The sequence below is a fragment of the Streptomyces sp. NPDC007907 genome, assembly GCF_042959365.1.
Taxonomy (GTDB): Bacteria; Actinomycetota; Actinomycetes; order Streptomycetales; family Streptomycetaceae; genus Streptomyces; species Streptomyces indiaensis.
Genome location: NZ_JBIBKR010000009.1, coordinates 22,339 through 41,139 on the forward strand (window position 1 = coordinate 22,339; position 18,801 = coordinate 41,139).

12 protein-coding genes are annotated in these 18,801 nt (G+C 72.3%); 8 read left to right on the forward strand and 4 right to left on the reverse strand.

Annotation, left to right across the window (positions count from 1 at the left end):
• Positions 1 to 90 precede the first annotated feature (90 nt).
• A complete protein-coding gene (locus tag ACFZDI_RS31755) occupies positions 91 to 654 on the forward strand; it encodes a hypothetical protein (protein ID WP_391255935.1) in 564 nt (187 codons plus the stop codon).
• Between the two features lie 40 nt (positions 655 to 694).
• On the opposite strand, the gene ACFZDI_RS31760 is transcribed toward ACFZDI_RS31755, so the two are convergent.
• The gene (locus ACFZDI_RS31760; protein ID WP_391255302.1) at positions 695 to 1,882 is read right to left on the reverse strand and encodes an FAD-dependent oxidoreductase; all 1,188 of its coding nucleotides are present in this window, start codon (positions 1,880 to 1,882) and stop codon (positions 695 to 697) included.
• 85 nt (positions 1,883 to 1,967) lie between these two features.
• Positions 1,968 to 2,291, reverse strand: a complete 324-nt coding sequence (locus ACFZDI_RS31765; protein ID WP_234848080.1) for a bifunctional 3-phenylpropionate/cinnamic acid dioxygenase ferredoxin subunit — start codon at positions 2,289 to 2,291, stop codon at positions 1,968 to 1,970.
• Positions 2,292 to 2,606: 315 nt separating this feature from the next.
• Here ACFZDI_RS31765 and ACFZDI_RS31770 point away from each other — a divergent pair, with 315 nt between their 5' ends.
• From ACFZDI_RS31770 to ACFZDI_RS31800, 7 genes are all read left to right on the forward strand, one after another.
• Entirely contained in the window at positions 2,607 to 3,437 is an 831-nt protein-coding gene (locus tag ACFZDI_RS31770; RefSeq protein ID WP_234848079.1) for an IclR family transcriptional regulator, read from the forward strand.
• A 224-nt stretch (positions 3,438 to 3,661) separates the two neighbouring features.
• The gene (locus ACFZDI_RS31775) at positions 3,662 to 4,747 is read left to right on the forward strand and encodes an S-(hydroxymethyl)mycothiol dehydrogenase (protein ID WP_391255307.1); all 1,086 of its coding nucleotides are present in this window, start codon (positions 3,662 to 3,664) and stop codon (positions 4,745 to 4,747) included.
• Between the two features lie 107 nt (positions 4,748 to 4,854).
• Complete coding sequence (locus ACFZDI_RS31780; protein WP_391255308.1) at positions 4,855 to 7,305, forward strand: FAD-dependent oxidoreductase; 2,451 nt, start codon at positions 4,855 to 4,857, stop codon at positions 7,303 to 7,305.
• A gap of 34 nt (positions 7,306 to 7,339) precedes the next feature.
• Positions 7,340 to 8,482: an aromatic ring-hydroxylating dioxygenase subunit alpha gene (locus ACFZDI_RS31785; protein WP_234848076.1), complete on the forward strand. Its 1,143-nt coding sequence runs from the start codon at positions 7,340 to 7,342 to the stop codon at positions 8,480 to 8,482.
• Entirely contained in the window at positions 8,463 to 9,929 is a 1,467-nt protein-coding gene (locus ACFZDI_RS31790) for an aldehyde dehydrogenase family protein (protein ID WP_391255312.1), read from the forward strand. Before ACFZDI_RS31785 ends, ACFZDI_RS31790 begins: the two co-directional genes overlap by 20 nt.
• A gap of 38 nt (positions 9,930 to 9,967) precedes the next feature.
• Positions 9,968 to 11,530 carry an APC family permease gene (locus tag ACFZDI_RS31795; protein ID WP_234848074.1) on the forward strand — a complete coding sequence of 521 codons (1,563 nt, stop codon included), beginning with the start codon at positions 9,968 to 9,970 and terminating at the stop codon, positions 11,528 to 11,530.
• A 17-nt stretch (positions 11,531 to 11,547) separates the two neighbouring features.
• Positions 11,548 to 13,098 (forward strand): GMC family oxidoreductase N-terminal domain-containing protein, encoded by a 1,551-nt coding sequence (locus ACFZDI_RS31800; RefSeq protein WP_391255316.1) that lies wholly within the window; start codon positions 11,548 to 11,550, stop codon positions 13,096 to 13,098.
• 51 nt (positions 13,099 to 13,149) lie between these two features.
• On the opposite strand, the gene ACFZDI_RS31805 is transcribed toward ACFZDI_RS31800, so the two are convergent.
• Both ACFZDI_RS31805 and ACFZDI_RS31810 read right to left on the reverse strand, forming a co-directional pair.
• The gene (locus tag ACFZDI_RS31805) at positions 13,150 to 17,790 is read right to left on the reverse strand and encodes a hypothetical protein (RefSeq protein ID WP_391255318.1); all 4,641 of its coding nucleotides are present in this window, start codon (positions 17,788 to 17,790) and stop codon (positions 13,150 to 13,152) included.
• A 44-nt stretch (positions 17,791 to 17,834) separates the two neighbouring features.
• The gene (locus tag ACFZDI_RS31810) at positions 17,835 to 18,716 is read right to left on the reverse strand and encodes a hypothetical protein (RefSeq protein ID WP_391255321.1); all 882 of its coding nucleotides are present in this window, start codon (positions 18,714 to 18,716) and stop codon (positions 17,835 to 17,837) included.
• Between the last annotated feature and the right edge of the window lie 85 nt (positions 18,717 to 18,801).

Here is an 18,801-nt window from a genome sequence, read left to right on the forward strand (position 1 = left end):
CGTAAAACAGCGCAAGCCGGGCAGCCACTGGGGAGCACGGGTCTTCGGATGCGAGCGAGCGGTCTGCTGGCGGTGGGGAGTGACACGGTGATGGGCACGGCGGAACGGCGCAGTGCGCCCAGGGCGGATGGGGCGCGGCTGACGGGGCATCGGGGCCTCGGAGCGGCCGAACGCGGCATCCGAGAGGCTGGGGCGGAGCCCTCGGGACAGGAGAGCGGGTTTCCGGATCACGAGGCGGGTCGCGGTGCTCGGGAGCAGCGGTACCACCGGCCTCTGTGGGTCGAGGAGCCCGCGCGGCGCCGGCGCTTGCCGGATCCGGTGCGGACGGCGGCCGTGCGGGCGGTTCTCCTCATAGCCGTGACCCTGATCCAGGCCATGGTGGCCTTCCTGTGCGCGATGGCCGGCTCCTGGCTTGCGTTCCCCATGGTGATCAGCAGCGTGGTCAGCACGATCGCGGCCACGTGGGGGGCGCTCGACGTGTGGGTGACCCGCCAGGTCTGGAACCAGCGCCACGGCGTGGTGTCCGTGCCGAGCAGTACCGCGCGGGCCCTGCGCCGGGAGCGGCGGCGGACCCGGCGGCAGGAGCGTGCCGCCGAGCGCGCACACGGGCGGATACGCCGGCGGGGCGGGGCAGGGCAGTTGTCCCACTCCTGAGGCAGGGAGGCCGCAGGCTCCGCCCCGGTCTATCCGCTCATTACGGGACCGACTGGGTCTGCCCCTCTTCCGCACCCCGGGCGAGTTCGCGTCTGGCCCGCATGAACGGACGCGGGCGGTCCACGGCGAGTACGGCGGTCGTACGGCCGTCCCGCTCGTACCGGGCCAGGAAGCCGCCCTCGGCCGGTGCGCCGTCGGACAGTTCGCCTTCGGCGAGGCGGACGGCGTCGCCGTCGCGGCGCCGGCCGGCGAACTGGATGCGGGCTCCGTACTGGTCGGACCAGAAGTAGGGCACCGCCAGGGCGGTCTCGGCGGTGCGTCCGGCGAGCAGGTTGGTCACGGCGACTCTCGGCTGCTGGGTGGCGGACGTCCAGTGCTCGGCGCGGTGGCCGCCGACGCCGGCCACGTCGCCGACTGCGACGACCTGCGGCAGTGAGGTGACGCAGCCGTCGTCGCACACGACGCCGTCCCGCAGGGCCAGGGCAGAGCCGACGAGCCAGGCGGTGTTGGGGACGGCACCGATACCGACGATCACGACGTCCGCGGGAAGGCTGCGGCCGTCGGTGAGGTCTACTCCCGTGACGCGGGCGGTGCCCCGGAGTCCGGCCACGCCCGTTCCGGTGACCAGCTCCACGCCGGCGCGGCGGTGCAACGCGGCGCACACGGCGGCCATCTCGGCACCCAGCTGGGGCACGAGCGGGAGCGGGGCGGCCTCGACGACGGTCACCGAGTGGCCGAGGGAGGAGCATGACGACGCGGTTTCGGCGCCGATGAAGCCGCCACCGATGACCACGACGCGGCGCGGGCCCGGGGTGAGTTCCTCGCGCAGGGCGCGGGCGTCGTCGAGGGTACGCAGCGTGTGCACGCCGTCCAGGGTGTCGCCGGGCAGGCGGCGGGCCGAGGCGCCGGTGGCGATGACGACGCCGTCGGTGGAGAGGGCGCGGCCGTCGTCCAGCAGCACGGTCCGGCCGCGGGCGTCCAGCGCACGGGCACGGACGCCGAGGATCCACTCGGCGCCGAGTTCCGCGGTCTCCTCGGCGTCGGTGAGGGCGAGGTGGGTCTCGTCGGCGCGGCCGGTGAGGAAGTCCTTGGAGAGGGGAGGCCGGTCGTACGGGGCGTGAGGTTCGTCGCCGACGATCACGAGACGTCCGTCGTAGCCCTGGGCGCGCAGTTCCCGGGCGGCGTAGAGACCGGAGAGCGAGGCGCCGACGATGGTCACGGTTCGCATGCGGAGCGCCTCCTCGCGGCGTCGGCACCGCCGCCACACGCACCCGTCCCCGTACGAGTGCCGGGGGTTCCCGTGCGCTGTGCGTTCACGCCGCTGTCCCCTCTTCCGCCACGAGGTGGAGGTGGATGAAGCCGTCGTCGACGGTGACGCGGTGGGTGCGGACGGGGCGGCGGGCCGGAAGACAGGTCGGCTCGCCGGTGCGCAGGTCGAACGAGGCCGCGTGCAGCGGGCATTCGACGAGACAGCCCTCCAGCCAGCCCTCGGAGAGGGAGGCGTCCTGGTGGGTGCAGGTGTCGTCGATGGCGTAGAGATCGCCGTCGTCGGTGTGGAACACGGCGACGGGCGGGGTCGTCTCGACGCGGAAGGACTCCCCCTTGGGGAGGTCTTCGAGGCGGCAGACGGGAATCACGGGCCCCCCTCTCGGTCCTGGACGCATGGTCCGGACCAGTTCGGCCAGACTGTAGGCAGTCGCTGGGAGTGCCGGGACCTGGGCGGGTCCGGGCACGGGAAGGTGTTGGTGCACGTCATCGGTCCCACCCCGAGGACGGGACCCCCTGCCGGGAGCTCGTCCCCTACCGGGATCCGGACTCTTGAGTAACATGATGTTTCACATGGCGCAGGAGCAAGCGCTATACGCAACAGAATCCGGGCGGGGCGACCGTCGCGTCAAGGGGTTCCCGCAGATGCGGCCCAAACCGGGCCGACAGGTGGTGAGAGTTCAGCCATGACCCGCACGCAGAAACAGTCCGGCCAGGAGGAGAACCGTAGGGAGAGCGGAGCCAAGGCGAGCGGCAGAGGCGCGGCGAGTGCCGTCCAGTCGGTGGACCGCGCCGTGAGTGTGCTGGAGATCCTCGCCCGGCACGGCGAGGCGGGGGTGACCGAGATCGCCGACGAGCTGGACGTGCACAAGTCCACGGCGTTCCGGCTGCTCGGCGTTCTGGAGAACCGCGGCCTGGTGGCCCAGGCGAAGGACCGCGGCAAGTACTACCTGGGCGCCGGCGTACTGCGCCTCGCGGGGGCGGCGGCAGTGCGGCTGGACGTTTCCCAGGAGGGCGTCCCGATCTGCCGGGAACTCGCCGACGAGCTGGGCGAGACCGTCAACATCGCGGTGCTGGACGACGACGCGGCGGTCAACATCATGCAGGCCCGCGGCACCGCGTCGGTCACGGCGCAGAACTGGCTCGGCCGGCGCACCCCGCTGCACGCCACCGCCAGCGGGAAGGTCCTGCTCGCCCACCTCCCCCCGACCCTGCGCGAAGGCCTGCTCGCGCGCCCGCTGCACCGTTTCACCGAACGCACCGCCACCGTCGCGTCCATGCTGCGCGGAGAGTTGGACGCGGTGGTGCAGCAGGGTTACGCGATCACGGTGGAGGAGCTGGAGATCGGGCTGGCGGCAGCGGCGTCTCCGGTACGGGCGCACGACGGCAAGGTCATCGCCTCGCTCAGCGTCTCCGGGCCCGTGTACCGGCTGACCGAGGAGCGGCTGCCCGAGCTGGCCAAGCGGACGGAGGCGGCCGCGGTCGAGCTGTCCCGGCGTATGGGCTACGGCTTCTGACGTAGCGCCGGGCGGTCGTCGGCAGCCGGAGCACAGCGCGGGATCAGGCGAAGTGCCTGGTCCCGCGCTGTTGTGTGTCCGGCGGGTTTCGCCCGGCCCGTTCCGTTTTCCCAGGGTTGACTCGAACCATGGGCCGAACCCCTTGACGGCTCCTCGATGGCGTTCCCACTATGTTCCCCATCGCGCAACCCATCGTGCATTGCGCAACAGCAGAGGAGCTTGTCGTGCCACACGAGGTCCGTGCCGTAGTCGCTGTCGAAAAGGGCGCACCCGTCGAGGTGCGGACGATCGTGGTTCCCGATCCGGGGCCGGGCGAGGTCCTGGTCGGCGTGCAGGCGTGCGGCGTCTGCCACACGGATCTGCACTACTGCGAAGGCGCGATCAACGACGAGTTCCCGTTCCTGCTGGGCCATGAGGCGGCGGGCACGATCGAGGCGGTCGGCGAAGGCGTGACCGACCTCGAACCCGGCGACTACGTGGTGCTGGCCTGGCGCGCCCCCTGCGGCACCTGCCGTTCCTGTCGCCGCGGCCGCCCCTGGTACTGCTTCGACTCCCGCAACGCGGCTCAGCCCATGACCCTCCCGGACGGCACGCCGCTCTCCAACGCCCTCGGCATCGGCGCGTTCGCCGAGAAGACGCTGGTCGCGGCCGGCCAAGCGGTGAAGATCGACCCGGCGGCGCGCCCGGAGGCAGCCGGGCTCATCGGCTGCGGTGTGATGGCCGGATACGGCGCGGCGGTCAACACCGGCAACGTCGGCCGGGGTGACTCGGTCGCCGTGATCGGCTGTGGCGGGGTGGGCAACGCGGCGATCGCGGGCGCCTGCCTCAACGGCGCCATGAAGGTCATCGCCGTGGACATCGACGACAGGAAGCTCGACCAGGCGGAGAAGTTCGGCGCCACACACACCGTCAACTCGCGGGGGACGGACCCCGTCGAGGCGGTGCGGGAGCTCACCGGCGGCTTCGGCGTCGACATCGCGATCGACGCGGTGGGCCGCCCCGAGACCTTCCGGCAGGCCTTCTACATGCGCGACCACGCCGGTCTGCTGGTCCAGGTCGGCGTGCCGTCCCCGGAGATGACGGTCGAACTGCCGCTGATCGACGTGTTCTCGCGGGGCGGCGCGATCAAGTCGTCCTGGTACGGGGACTGTCTGCCGAGCCGTGACTTCCCGTTCCTCATCGATCAGTACCTGTACGGGTTGCTGGACCTGAACGCGTTCGTCAGCGAGACCATCGCGCTGGACCAGGTGGAGGAGGCGTTCACCAAGATGCACCGGGGCGAGGTGCTGCGCTCGGTGGTCGTGCTCTGAGCACACGTCCCGCGCCAGGGGCCCTTCACCTGCCCCGGGGACCGTCATACCCGAAAAGCACCAACGCCCCACTCCCAACGCGTTCCACCGTCCCGGCAAGGAGGGGCATGTCCAGCACACCCGAGAACCCCCGCGTGGTCGTCATCGGTGCCGGAATCGTCGGCTGCTCCCTCGCCGACGAACTGACCGCCCGCGGCTGGACCGACGTCACCGTCCTCGAACAGGGGCCCCTGGCGGCCCCGGGCGGCTCCACCTCGCACGCACCCGGCCTCGTCTTCCAGACCAACCCGTCGAAGACCCTCACCGCCCTCGCCCGCTACACCGTCGAGAAGTTCGGCTCGCTCGACGTCGACGGCGTCTCCTGCTTCCACCAGGTCGGCGGTCTGGAGCTGGCCACCACCCCGGAGCGCCTCGCGGAGCTGCACCGCAGGGCCGGCTACGCCGCCTCCTGGGGTGTGCGCGGCGAGATCGTCAGCGCGGCCCGCTGCAAGGAACTGTGGCCGCTGCTCGACGAGTCCGTGGTCCTCGGCGGCTTCCACACCCCGGACGACGGCCTCGCCCGGGCCCTGCTCGCCTGCCGCGCCCAGATCACCCGGGCCACCGCCCGGGGCGCCCGCTTCCTGGACCGGCACACGGTCACCGGCATCGAGCAGTCGGAGGGCCGGGTCACCGCCGTCGTCACCGACCGGGGCAGCTTCCCGGCCGACCACGTCGTCTCGGCGGCCGGGTTCTGGGGGCCGGTCATCGGCCGCATGGCAGGAGTCGACGTGCCGCTGCAGCCGCTGGCCCACCAGTACGCCAGGACCGGGCCGCTCCCCGAGCTCGGCGGTGCCACCGAGGAGGCCTCGAAGCCGATCCTCCGCTTCCAGGACCGCGATCTGTACTTCCGCGAGCACACCGACCGCCTCGGCATCGGCTCCTACGCCCACCGCCCCCTGCCCGTCGACCCGTTCGCGGTCCTGCCGTACGACGAGGCCCGCGCCCGGAACATGGACATGCCGTCCTCGTACCCCTTCACGGAGGAGGACTGGGCCCCCGGCTGGGACGACTGCCGGCGGCTCATGCCCGCCCTGCGCGACGCTGAGATCGAGGCCGGCTTCAACGGCGTCTTCTCCTTCACCCCGGACGGCATGCCGGTCCTCGGCGAGTCCCGGCGGCTGCGCGGCTTCTGGCTGGCCGAAGCCGTCTGGGTCACGCACTCCGCCGGTGTCGCCAAGGCGGTCGCCGAGTGGATGGTGGACGGGCGGCCGTCGATCGACCTGCACGAGTGCGACCTCACGCGGTTCGAGGAGGCGCAGCGCTCACCGTCGTACGTCCTCGAACGCGGTGCGCAGCAGTTCGTCGAGGTGTACGACGTCATCCACCCGCTGCAGCCCATGGAGCACCCGAGGCCGCTGCGCGTCAGCCCCTTCCACGCACGCCAGCAGCAGCTCGGCGCGTACTTCCTGGAGGGCGGCGGCTGGGAGCGCCCGCACTGGTACGAGGCGAACGCCCCGCTCGTCGACGCCCTCGGACCGCTCCCCGAGCGCGACGCATGGTCGGCCCGGCACTGGTCGCCCATCGCGGCGGCCGAGGCGAAGGCGACCCGCGAGGGCGTCGCCCTCTACGACATGACGCCCCTGCGCCGCCTGGAGGTCACCGGCCCCGGAGCCATGGACTTCCTCGACCGGATGACCAGCAACAACCTCCGCAAGAAGCCCGGCGCGGTGACCTACACCCTCCTCCTCGACGAGTCGGGCGGCATCCGCTCCGACCTCACCGTGGCCCGCCTCGCGCCCGACCGTTTCCAGGTGGGTGCCAACTCCCCCGCCGACCTCGACCGGCTGCTGCGGTACGCGCCCGCCGACGTCCACATCCGGGACGTCACCTCCGGCACGTGCTGTGTCGGCGTCTGGGGCCCGCTCGCCCGCGACCTCGTCCAGCCGCTCACCCCCGACGACTTCTCCCACGAGGCGTTCGGCTACTTCCGCGCCAAGGAGACGTACATCGGGCACGTCCCGGTGACGGCCATGCGGCTGAGCTACGTCGGCGAGCTCGGCTGGGAGCTGTACACCACCGCCGACCTGGGGCTGCGGCTCTGGGACACGCTGTGGGAGGCGGGGCGGGAGCTCGGCGTGGTCGCGGCGGGCCGCTCGGCGTTCAACTCCCTCCGTCTGGAGAAGGGTTACCGCGCCTGGGGCGTCGACATGACCGACGAGCACGACCCGTTCGAGGCCGGTGTCGGCTTCGCGGTCCGCATGGACCGGCACGACTTCGTCGGCAAGGCGGCACTCGCCCGCAAGAGCGAGGCCACCCGTCGCCTCACGCCCCTGCTGCTCGACGACCCCGCCGCCGTCGTCCTGGGCAAGGAACCGGTCTACGTCGACGGCGCCCCGGCCGGCTACGTCACCAGCGCGTCGTACGGCTACACGCTCGGCCGCTGCGTCGCGTACGCCTGGCTGCCCGCCGGACTGCCCACGGGCACGGGCGTGCACATCGAGTACCTCGGCGAGAAGGTCCCGGCGACCGTCGCCGACGAGCCGCTGTTCGACCCGAAGATGACGCGCATCCGCCGCTAGGGGACCTGCCTTGGCCTCTCAGAGGAGCACGCACGTGACGACCACCCCGATCACCCCCAGCCTGATCGCCACCCTCCCCGGGCGCTACTACACCGACCCGGACGTCTTCCGGCAGGAGCAGGAACGCGTCTTCGAGAGGATGTGGTTCTGCGCCGTCCGCAGCGCCGACCTCGACCGCCCGGGCGCCTTCCGCACCGTCCAGGTGGGCCGCGAGAACGTCATCCTCACGCGCACCCGCAAGGGCGACCTGCGCGCCTTCCTCAATGTCTGCCGGCACCGTGGCGCCCGGCTGTGCACGCAGGAGTCGGGCGAGATCCGCCGCACGCTCCAGTGCCCGTACCACGCGTGGACGTACGACCTCGACGGCAAGTTGATCGCCGCACCCAACTTGATCAAGATGCCGGACGTGGACCGTGTCGCGTACGGGTTGATCAACGTCGCCCTGCGCGAGTGGCTGGGCTATGCCTGGGTGTGCCTGGCCGACGAGCCGCCCTCCTTCGAGGAGACGGTCGTGCACGCGGCCGTCGAACGGCTCGGCGACGTCGCCGCAATCGAACATTACGGCACGGAGAACCTCGCGCTCGGCAAACGCATCACCTATGACGTGAAGGCGAACTGGAAACTGATCGTCGAGAACTTCATGGAGTGCTACCACTGTGCGACGATCCACCCCGAACTGACCGAGGTGCTGCCGGAGTTCGCCGACGGCTACGCCGCCCAGTACTACGTGGGCCACGGGGCGGAGTTCGGCGACGAGGTCAAGGGCTTCACGGTCGACGGCAGCGAGGGCTTCGGCAGGCTGCCCGAGGTGAGCGCCGACCAGGACCGCCGGTACTACGCCATCACGGTCAAGCCGACCGTCTTCGTCAACCTCGTCCCGGACCACGTCATCCTGCACCGCATGTTCCCGCTCGCCGAGGACCGCACGGTCGTCGAGTGCGACTGGCTGTACGCGCCGGAGGTGGTGGAGTCCGGGGCGGACGTGTCGAAGTCCGTGGAGCTCTTCCACCGGGTCAACCTCCAGGATTTCGCGGCCTGTGAGCGGACTCAGCCGGCGATGGCCTCCCGGGCGTACCGCGACGGCGGGGTCCTGGTCCCCACCGAGCACCACATCCAGATCTTCCACGAATGGCTCGTCGAGCGGCTGGGAGGCGCACATGCCGGACCTGTTCATTGACGGTGAGTGGCGGAGCGCGGTCGACGGGCGCACCCGTGAGATCCGCTGCCCGGCCGACGGCTCCCCGGCCGGGGTCGTGGACGAGGCCGGCGGCAAGGACACGGCGGAGGCGATCGCCGCGGCCCGCCGGGCCTTCGACGAGGGCCCGTGGCCGCGGACCCCGGCGCACGAGCGGGGCGATCTGCTGCTGCGCGTCGCCGGGTTCCTGGAGCGGGACAAGGACGCGCTCGCCCGCGCGGAGTCCCTGGACACGGGCAAGCGGCTGGTGGAGAGCGGGTACGACATCGACGACGTCGCGCAGTGCTTCCGCTACTTCGGGCGGCTGGTCGCGAGCGAGCACGGCCGGGTCGTCGACACCGGCCGGGACGACGTGGACAGCCGGGTGGTCCACGAGCCGGTGGGCGTCTGCGGGCTGATCACCCCTTGGAACTACCCGCTCCTGCAGACGGCGTGGAAGGTCGCCCCGGCCCTCGCGGCGGGCAACACCTTCGTGCTCAAGCCGAGCGAACTGACCCCGCACACCGCGATCCACCTGGTGCGGCTGCTGGCGGAGGCCGGTCTTCCGCCGGGCGCCGGCAATCTGGTCCTGGGCGCGGGACCGGCGGCGGGCGCCCCGCTGGCCGAGCATCCGGACGTCGACCTGGTCTCGTTCACCGGCGGCCTGGAGACCGGCCGCCGGCTGATGGCCACCGCCGCCGGCACGGTGAAGAAGGTGGCCCTCGAACTCGGCGGCAAGAACCCGAACGTCGTCTTCGCCGACGCCGACTTCGAGACGGCCGTCGACATGGCGCTGACCGCCGTGTTCCTGCACTCGGGCCAGGTCTGCTCGGCCGGCGCGCGCCTGCTCGTGGAGGACGGTCTGCACGACCGGTTCGTCGACGAGGTCGTACGCCGTGCGCGGGAGATCCGGCTGGGCGGGCCGTTCGACGAGCGGGCGCGGACCGGGCCGCTGATCTCGGCGGCGCACCGGGCCAAGGTCGAGGCGTACGTGACGCGGGGTCTGGCGGAGGGCGCGGTGCTGCGCTGCGGCGGCGCCCGCCCGGACCGGCAGGACCTGGCCGACGGTTTCTACTACCTGCCCACCGTGCTGGACGAGTGCGCCTCGGGGATGTCGGTGGTCCGGGAGGAGTCCTTCGGTCCCGTCCTCACCGTCGAGCGGTTCAGCAGCGAGGACGAGGCGGTGCGCCTCGCCAACGACACGGTCTACGGCCTCGCCGGCGCGGTGTGGACGAGCGACGAGGCCCGCGCGGCCCGCGTCGCGGCCCGGTTGCGGCTCGGCACGGTCTGGATCAACGACTACCACCCCTACGTCCCGCAGGCGGAGTGGGGTGGTTTCAAACAGTCCGGATTCGGACGCGAACTCGGGCCCGCGGGACTCGCCGAGTATCGCGAGACGAAACACATCTGGCGCAACACCCGCCCCACCCCCCAGGGTTGGTTCGACTGATCGAACCAACCCTGCGACACACCCTTGAGGAAGCGCCCATGAAAGCAACCGCAGAGTCGACCGACCCACACGGCCGGGACGACGCCGAACTCACCGAGTTCGGCTACAGACCCGAGCTGAAACGCACGCTCGGCAACTTCCACACCTTCGCCGCGGGGATCAGCTACATCTCGATCCTCACCGGCACCTTCCAGTTGTTCTACTTCGGCTACGGCAGCGGCGGCCCGGCCTACTGGTGGTCGTGGCCGATGGTCTTCGTCGGCCAGTTCATGGTCGCCCTCTGCTTCGCGGAGCTCGCCGCCCGCTATCCCGTCGCGGGTTCCGTCTACAACTGGTCGAAGAAGATAGGCAATCCGCATCTGGGCTGGCTCGCCGGCTGGATGATGCTGATCGCCTCGATCGTGTCCATATCGGCCGTCGCGCTGGCCTACCAGCTGACGCTGCCGCAGATCTCGTCGTTCTTCCAGTTCGTGGGGGACGGCACCGGTACGTACGACGTGGCGACCAACGCGGTCATCCTGGCCGCGGTGTTGATCCTGTTCACGACCCTCGTGAACGCCTTCGGCGTCAAGTTGATGGCACGGATCAACACGGCGGGCGTGTTCATCGAGTTGATCGCCACCGTCGTACTGATCATCCTGTTCGCGGTCCACATCACGCGCGGTCCGCAGGTCGTGATGGAGACGCACGGCACCGGTGCGGGCTACGGCAACGGCTACCTGGGCGCCTTCCTGGTGGCCTCGCTGGCCTCGGCGTACGTCATGTACGGCTTCGACACGGCCGCCTCGCTCGGTGAGGAGTCCCTGGACCCGACCCGGAACGCGCCGCGCGCCATCATCCGGGCGATCGTGGCCTCGTTCGTCCTGGGCGGCCTGGTCCTGCTCCTCGCGCTGATGAGCGTGTCCAGCCTGAAGGGCGACAAGCTGTCCACGGACGGCCTGCAGTACATCGTGCTGGACGTGCTCGGCCCGACGGCCGGCAAGGCGATGCTGTGGTGCGTACTGATCGCGGTGACCGTGTGCGCCCTGGCCGTGCACACGGCGGCGGTCCGGCTGGCGTTCGCGATGGCCCGCGACAACAACCTGCCGGCGTCCCCGAAGCTGGCCAGGTGCCACCCCCGGTTCCAGACGCCGGTCCTGCCGACCGTGATCATCGGGGTTCTGGCGCTGGCGATCCTGGTGGTCAACATCCGCCAGCCGCAGATCTTCACCGTCGTCACCAGCATCGGCATCATCATGATCTACCTCGCCTACCTGGGGGTCACGGTGCCGCTGCTGGTCGCGCGGCTGCGTGGGAAGTGGCAGCCCGCGGGCGAGGGCCGGTTCTCGCTGGGCCGCTGGGGCCTGCCGGTCAACATCCTGGCGGTCCTGTGGGGCGCGGCCATGACGCTCAACCTGATCTGGCCGCGGGCCGCGGTCTACAACGCCGCTGCTCCCTACCACTGGTACCTGCGCTGGGGCGCGGTGCTGTTCGTCGCCGTCATCGCGGGCGGCGGCTTCGCCTACTACTGGTTCGTGCAGCGGCACCGCACGGGAGTACTCGCCGAGCACCGTTCCGAGGCCCCGGCCACCGCTCCCGTCGCCGCCCCGGCGGCCGACTGAAGACCGAGGGAGAACCCATGAGTACGCATGAGTTCGACTACGTCGTCGTCGGCGGCGGCACCGCGGGCAACGTGGTGGCGGCCCGGCTCTCCGAGGACCCCTCCGTCACGGTGTGCGTGCTGGAGGCCGGCCCGAGCGACGTCGGTGACGACGACGTCCTGCGGCTGGAGCGCTGGATGGGCCTGCTGGAGTCCGGCTACGACTGGGACTACCCGGTCGAGCCGCAGGCCAGCGGCAACAGCTTCATGCGGCACGCCCGGGCGAAGGTGCTCGGCGGCTGCTCCTCGCACAACTCCTGCATCGCCTTCTGGGCCCCCGCCGAGGACCTCGACGACTGGGCGGCACAGGGCTGTACGGGCTGGGGCGCCGCCGACGTGTTCCCGCTGTACCGCCGGCTGGAGAACAACGACGCCCCCGGCGACCACCACGGCCGTACCGGCCCGGTGAAGCTGCGCACGCTCAAGAGCGACGATCCGTGCGGCACCGCTCTGCTTGAGGCGTGCGCGCAGGCGGGCATCCCGACCGTCGCCTTCAACACCGGCCGCACGGTGGTCCGGGGAGCCAACTGGTTCCAGATCAACTCCGACGAGAACAACATCCGCCAGTCGTCCTCGGTCGCCTATCTGCACCCGGTCCTCGGCAAGCGGCCCAACCTGGAGGTACGCACGGGCGTACGCGCCAAGAAGCTGCTGCTCGACGGGCGGCGCTGTGTGGGCGCCGAGTACCTCGACCCGGATCTGATCCACACCCGGACGGTACGGGCCCGGCGCGAGGTGATCGTGTCCTGCGGGGCGATCGACTCACCGAAGCTGCTGATGCTGTCGGGCATCGGTCCGGCGGGGCATCTGCGCGACGTCGGTGTCGACGTCGTCGTGGACGCGCCCGGCGTCGGGGAGAACCTCCAGGACCATCCCGAGGGCGTGATCATGTGGGAGGCCCGGCAGCCCATGCCCACCACGTCCAGCCAGTGGTGGGAGGCGGGCATCTTCTACGACACCGAGCCGGGGCTCGACCGGCCGGACCTGATGTTCCACTACGGGTCCGTGCCGTTCGACATGAACACCGCCCGGCACGGCTACCCCACCTCCGAGAACGCGTTCTGCCTCACCCCCAACGTGACACGGGCGAGATCGCGCGGGACGGTGCGGCTGCGGACGCGGGACTACCGCGACAAGCCGAAGGTCGATCCGCGGTACTTCACGCACGAGCACGACGTGCGCGTCATGACGTACGGGCTGAGACTGGCCCGGCGGATCGTCGAGCAGCCGGCGCTCAGCGGGTGGGCCGGGGCCGAGCTGGCACCCGGGCCGGACGTGCGGACGGACGACGAACTGCTCGACTACATCCACACGACGCACAACACCGTCTACCACCCGTCCTGCACGGTGAAGATGGGTGCGGACGATGATCCGTCGGCCCCCCTGGACGCGCGGTTGCGGGTCAAGGGAGTCGAGGGGCTGCGGGTGGCCGACGGGTCGGTGATGCCGGACCTGGTCACCGTGAATCCGTGCATCACGACCATGATGATCGGCGAGAAGTGCGCGGATCTCCTGCGGGAGGACGCCTGACCGTGGGCGGCTGCGCGACCGTCGTGGGCGGTCGCGCAGTTCCCCGCGCCCCTAGGGCGTTGTGGACGCCGGGCGTTTGTACATCCTGGTCGCCGTGATCTCGCTGTGGACCGCCTCTCCCGCCTCGGGCTGCTGCGGCAGGCCCGGGCGGAGGTGTTCCTCGACGCTGATGTACTTCAGGCCCGCCCTCAGGTCGGCGTCGTTGCGCATGCGGATGACCAGGGGGAACTCGGCCAGCGCGGTGGTGTCGAACAGGCCCGTGGTGTACAGGAGCTGCACACCGAGAGCGTCCGACACCGCCCGCTGGAGCTCCAGCAGGTACGTGGCGTTGGCGCGGCCGATGGGGTTGTCGAGGAACAGCGTGCCGGCGTGCCGGTGCTTGTCGCGGCCCCGGTCGTTCGACCGCAGGGCGGCCATCGTGCAGTACAGGGCGATGGCTGCCGTGAGGAGCTGCCCGCCGGAGAAGACGTCACCCATCTGCCCGACGGGGACCCGCTCGGCGCGCAGCACCGCGTCCGGCTTGAGGATCTCGACGGCGACGCCCTTGGGCTGGAGCGCGGCGGCGACACCCCGCAGCAGCAGGGACATGCCGTCGCGGCGCAGGTCGGAGTTCTTCTTGACGGCGGCGCGGGTCGCCTCGTCGATGACCTCGCCCAGCCGCTCGGTGAGCGTGGCCTGGTCGGGCTCCTCGAAACGGATGCGGAGGAACTCCTGCCCCGACCACTCGCCGAGGCCCTCCGGGAGGCGGGAGAGGCGCTGGGCGGAGCGCAGGGTGGCCAGGGCCGACTCGACCAGGCCGCGCAGGCGGTCCACGATCGAGTCGCGGTTGCGCTCCAGCTGCTCCAGTTCGTCGGTGAGGACACGCAGGCGGGGTGCGAAGGCGTCCGCCCACTTCTGGGCGTGCTCGGGCAGTGCGGAGGCGGGCAGTTCACGGATCTGCTGCCGGGCCGGGGTGCGGACCTGCTCGTAGCGCGTGGAGTTGGCGTGCCGGACGAGGATGTCGCTCGCCTCGCGGACGGCGGCCTCGGCGGCGGACAGGTCGGCGGCGCAGCCGCGCAGGGAGCGACGGGCCTCGGCGGCCGCCTGGCGGGCCTCTTCCGGGCTGCCGGCATAGGGCTCGGGCTCGTCGTGCTCCTCGTCCGGGGCGTGCTCGCGCAGCAGGTCGCGGAGCATGGCGGCGATCTCGTCGAAGCCGCTCGCCGCGTCCTCGGCGGCGCGGTGGGCGTCGAGCAGTTCGGCGTGGGCCTCGCGTGCCCGGTCCAGCGCCTCGGTGTGGGAGGCGAGTTCGGCGGTGGCCGTGCGCAGCAGGGTCTGCGCGTGTTCGGTGTCGCGCGGCTGGAGGTCCTCTGGGAGATCGGTGTGGGTCTCGCCGTCGTCGGCGGGGGCGAGACGTTCGGCCTCGCCGCGCAGCCGTCCGAGCTGCTCGCTCGCGGTCGACATCCGCGTCTCCAGGAGCTGCACCAGCTCCTCGGCGCGGGCGGCGGCGGCCTGGCGGCTGGGGCCGTCGGAGCCGTCGGGTGATTCGAGGAGCTGCTCCGCGCGGGTGCGGACCTTGTTGCTCAGCCGGTCCAGTTCCGCGCGGGCCGCGCTCTCGTCGCTCTCCGCGCGGGCCTGCTCGGCGCGCAGGTCGGCGCCTACGCCGACCTTCTCGTACACCTGGGAGGCAGCCCGGTAGGCCTCGCGCAGCGCGGGCAGGGAGGCCTTGGGCGTCTGCTCCTCGTCCTCGGGTACGTCGTCGGGGGCGCCCGCGATCTCGGAGCGCTCGGCGCGCAGGGCACGGGCGGTGCGGCGGGTGTCGTCCGCGGCGCGCTGGGCGGCGCGCCGGTCTTCGTCGGCGGCCCGGGCCCGCTCCAGGCAGGCCTGGGCACTCGCCTCGGACTCGGCGGCCTCGTCGGCCAGTTCGCGCAGTTTCACCTGCCAGCCGGCCCGCTCGCGCAGCCGGAAGGCGAGCCCGGCGAGGGCGTCGGCGGAGCGGCGGGCCTTCTGCGCGGCCTCCTGCCGTTCGTCCCGGACGCGCGCGGCCTCGGCGGCGACCTCGTCGGCCTCGGCCCGGGCGGTCCGGGCCTCGGCCAGTTCGGCCTCCGACTCCTCGGCGAAGTCGCGGGTGTCGTGGGCCGTGCGGGCCAGTTCCGTCAGCCGGCCTGCGGGGCAGCCGGTGCGCCAGGAGGCGAGCCGGGCGGCCAGTTCGCGGTCCTTGCCGAGCCGGGCGGCGAGGGTGCGGATCTCCTCGTCCCGCTCGCCGGCCCGGGCGCGCAGCGCCTGCCGCTCCTCGTCGGCGGCGTGCTCGTCGTGCATGGCCGGGTTCGGCGGGACGAGGAACACGTCGCCGTTGTCGGTGTCCGGGGCCGGTGTCGGGGCGAGCAGGGCGGCGGCGGTGCCGACCGCCACGGCGGAGCGGGGCAGCAGCGCCGCGTCGCCGAGGGCCTCCCGGGCGCGGGCGTGGGAGTCCGGGTCGGTGATGATCACGCCGTCGACGAGCTCGGGCCGGGCGGCGAGCACGCGCGCGTGGTCGGCCGGGTCGACGGCCTGGGCGAGATAGCGCCAGCCGGGCAGCGCGGGAATGCCGTGCTCGCCGAGGAACTCGACCGTGGCCAGCACGTCCGGGCCGGGCGGCAGTAGTCCGCCGTCGCCGAGGGCGCCGAGAATGCGGGAGTCGTCCGCGGCTGCCGTGCGCAGATCGAACAGCTGCCGTTCGGCGGAGGAGACGGCGGCGTCGAGCAGGTCGCGCAGTTCGTCGGCGAAACGGTCGAGTTCTTCGGCGGTGAGCCCCTGCTCGCCGGCGGCCGGCTGCGCGGTGGCCTCACTGTCCGTGTCGTGGCGGGGCTGCGGGATGCCCGGGCGGGCCTGAGGGGTCAGGCTGAGCAGTTCGGCCAGCCGCTCCTCCCCCGCCAGCGCCTCGGCGGTACGGCGCTCGGCCTCGTACGACCGCTCCGCCGCGGTGGCCGCGTCGGCGGCGCGGGCCGCGGTCAGTTCCGCGCGGGACTCGGCGGAAGCGGCTTCCCGGGCCTGTTCCGTGGCGCGGCGGGACGCCTCGCGGGCCGCGTCCCAGGCGGCGACGGCGGTCTTCTCGGCGTCGCTGGCGGCCAGGGCCGCGCGGGCCGGGTCGGCGTCGGGCGCGGTGTCGTCGAGCCAGCCGGCGCGGACCGCTTCGGCGGTCTCCTGCTCGACCTCGGCGAGGCGCTGCCTGAGGTGGCCGATCTCGCTGCGGGCGCGCTGGGCCTGGGTGGCGGCGGCGGTGGAGTCCCGGTAGGCCGCGTCGCTGACCTCCTGGAGGGCGGCGGAGCGCTCCTCCTCCTCGTTGGCGTGGCTCTCGGCCTTCTCCGCGGCCGCGTGCAGGGCCCGTACGAGGTCGACGGCGGCCTTGGAGCGGGCGGCCAGGGCAGGGGCGGCGTCGCGCTCGGCCTCCTGGATGGCGGCGGACACGCGGGTGACGCGGTCGGAGGCGGCGCGGTGGCGCAGTACGGCCTCGGCGGCCTGCCACGCCGCGTACAGGGTGCGGGCGTCGGCGAGTTCTCGCTTCTGCGCGGCGGCGGACTTCTCGGCTCCGGCGAGCGCGAGCGAGGCGTGCCGGTAGGCGAGTTCGGCGGAGATCAGCGCGCTGCGCTCGCGGGCCGCCTCGGCGTGGGTGACGGCGTACGCGGCGGCGGTGACCCGCTGGGCGAGGTCGGCGGCCCGGACCCGCTCCTGCACGCCGCGCGCGGACAGCCGGCGCGCCAGAGTCCGGGTACGGCGTTCGGCCACGGCGTGGATGTCCCGCGCGCGTGAGCGGGTGTCGGCGGCCTCGACGATCCGCCCGAGGAGGTCGACGGACCCGGCGGTGAAGTCGCGTTCGGCGATCAGCTCGGCGCGCCGGCCCAGCTTGTTGCCGAAGCCGCTGACCAGGTCGGCGAGCCCGTCGGTGTCCCGGGTGTCGGTGACGGCACGCAGCAGCAGGTCGGTGAAGTCGGCGTCCTTCTTGACGGCGAAGAGACCGGCCGCCTCGCCCTCGTCGGCGTTCATCTCGCGCTGATAGCGGAAGAGTTCGGGGTCGAGGCCGAGGTCGCCGAGGTGCTCGATCCAGCGGTCGTGGATCTCCTCCCAGTGGACCTCCAGGTGCGGGTAGGTCTTGCCCGCCTCCGTGAGGGCGTCGCGGAAGCCCTTCATGGTGCGGCGCCGCCCACGGGCACGGGACTGGCCCTCGGCCGGGGCCCGTACCGCGGTGGCCTCGGCCACGGGGAGGTTGTCGAGGCTCAGTCCGGGGCCGGGCCGGAAGGAGTACCAGGCCTCGGCGAACTTCCGCGGATCATTGGAGACCTGTCGTCCGCGCCACTCGCTGACCTTGCCGACGACGACGCACTCGCCGGTCAGCACGTGCTGCCACTCCAGGGCGACGTGTCCGCAGTCGTCGGCGAGCAGGAACTTGCGCAGCACGCCGGAGCTGGCGCCGCCGAGGGTGTTGCGGTGGCCCGGCAGCATCACGGAGAAGATCAGCTTGAGCAGCACCGACTTGCCGCCGCCGTTCTCCAGGAAGAGCACGCCAGCGGGCGCGGGCCGGCGCGGCGGGCCGACCGGCTCCTCCTCGAAGAACTCCGCCTGCGTGGGCGCGGGGTCGGGCACGACCTCGCCCACGCCCCGCAGGTCAAGCACGGTGTCGGCGTAGCGCGCACCGGCGGGACCGATCGAGTAGAGGCGGACCCGGGACAGCTCGTACATGGCGGACTCTCGTAAGTCTTCGTGAAGTGAAGGAAGTGGGGGGTTCAGGAGGAGTGGAAGGGCAGCCCGGCGTCGGCGACCAGTTCCAGGTCGTCGCTCTCCTCGGCGGGCAGCAGCGTCGGCGTGCCGTCGGTGACCGGGACGACGCCCAGCTCCAGCAGTTCGGCCAGGGCGGCGCTGCCGGCCATGTCGCGGACCTGGAGTTGGTAGCGCGCGGTGGTGCGGTACGTGCCGCCGTGGTCGTCGCCGGTGCGCTGGAGGAAGCCGGACTCGGTGAGGAACGCGGCGGCCTTGGCGACGATGCCGGTGGTCGAACCGGCCAGGCGGCGGGCGTCCTTGGTGGCGCCGGTCGCGCTGCGCCGCACCCAGATCCGCCAGGCGGCCTCGAGGCCGGGGGCGTCGGTGGCCGGGTCGGTGTTCTCGCCCTGCTCCTCGGCGCGTTCCTCCAGCCGGCGGCAGGCCTGGCGGACGAAGGCGTCGACGCCGTTGACCGTGACCCGGCCGATGTAGCCGTCGTCGGCGAGGTCCTCGGGGCGGGGGAACGCCATGGCGGCGACGGCGAGATGGGCGAGCCCGTGCAGGAACCGGTCGGCGCCGTCGGCGGACGTACGACGCGCGTAGTCGCCCATGCGGACGGCGAAGACCGAGTCCTCTGCGGCGGTCACGGCCATGCCCGCGCGCGGGGAGACCTCCAGCACGATCAGGCCGAGCCCGGTCGCCACGGCGTCCGCGAGCCGCGCGAACGGCGGGTCCTCGCGGTACCTGCGGAGCAGATCCGCGTACTCCTGGTCGCGGGCGGGCTGCAGTTTGGGCTGCAGCCCGAACGACACGAGCCGAGCCGCGTCGGCGGCGTCGGCGGGAGTGACGGCGGTGGTGGCCGCCGGGGCCGGGCTCTCCGCGTCGCCCCACTCGACGTGCTCGCTCACGACGTGAACTCCTTGACCTTGTAGATGAGAGGGCGGGCCACGCCCTCAGGGGCGCGGGGAACTGTGCGACCGGCCACGACGGCGC

What these genes read in the sequence shown, in the direction of transcription:
- ACFZDI_RS31760 (WP_391255302.1), bottom strand. Translation starts at nt 1,882, where the DNA reads ATGCGAACCGTGACCATCGTCGGCGCCTCGCTCTCCGGTCTCTACGCC.
- ACFZDI_RS31790 (WP_391255312.1), top strand. Translation starts at nt 8,463, where the DNA reads ATGCCGGACCTGTTCATTGACGGTGAGTGGCGGAGCGCGGTCGACGGG.
- ACFZDI_RS31770 (WP_234848079.1), top strand. Translation starts at nt 2,607, where the DNA reads ATGACCCGCACGCAGAAACAGTCCGGCCAGGAGGAGAACCGTAGGGAG.
- ACFZDI_RS31755 (WP_391255935.1), top strand. Translation starts at nt 91, where the DNA reads ATGGGCACGGCGGAACGGCGCAGTGCGCCCAGGGCGGATGGGGCGCGG.
- ACFZDI_RS31800 (WP_391255316.1), top strand. Translation starts at nt 11,548, where the DNA reads ATGAGTACGCATGAGTTCGACTACGTCGTCGTCGGCGGCGGCACCGCG.
- ACFZDI_RS31795 (WP_234848074.1), top strand. Translation starts at nt 9,968, where the DNA reads ATGAAAGCAACCGCAGAGTCGACCGACCCACACGGCCGGGACGACGCC.
- ACFZDI_RS31805 (WP_391255318.1), bottom strand. Translation starts at nt 17,790, where the DNA reads ATGTACGAGCTGTCCCGGGTCCGCCTCTACTCGATCGGTCCCGCCGGT.
- ACFZDI_RS31780 (WP_391255308.1), top strand. Translation starts at nt 4,855, where the DNA reads ATGTCCAGCACACCCGAGAACCCCCGCGTGGTCGTCATCGGTGCCGGA.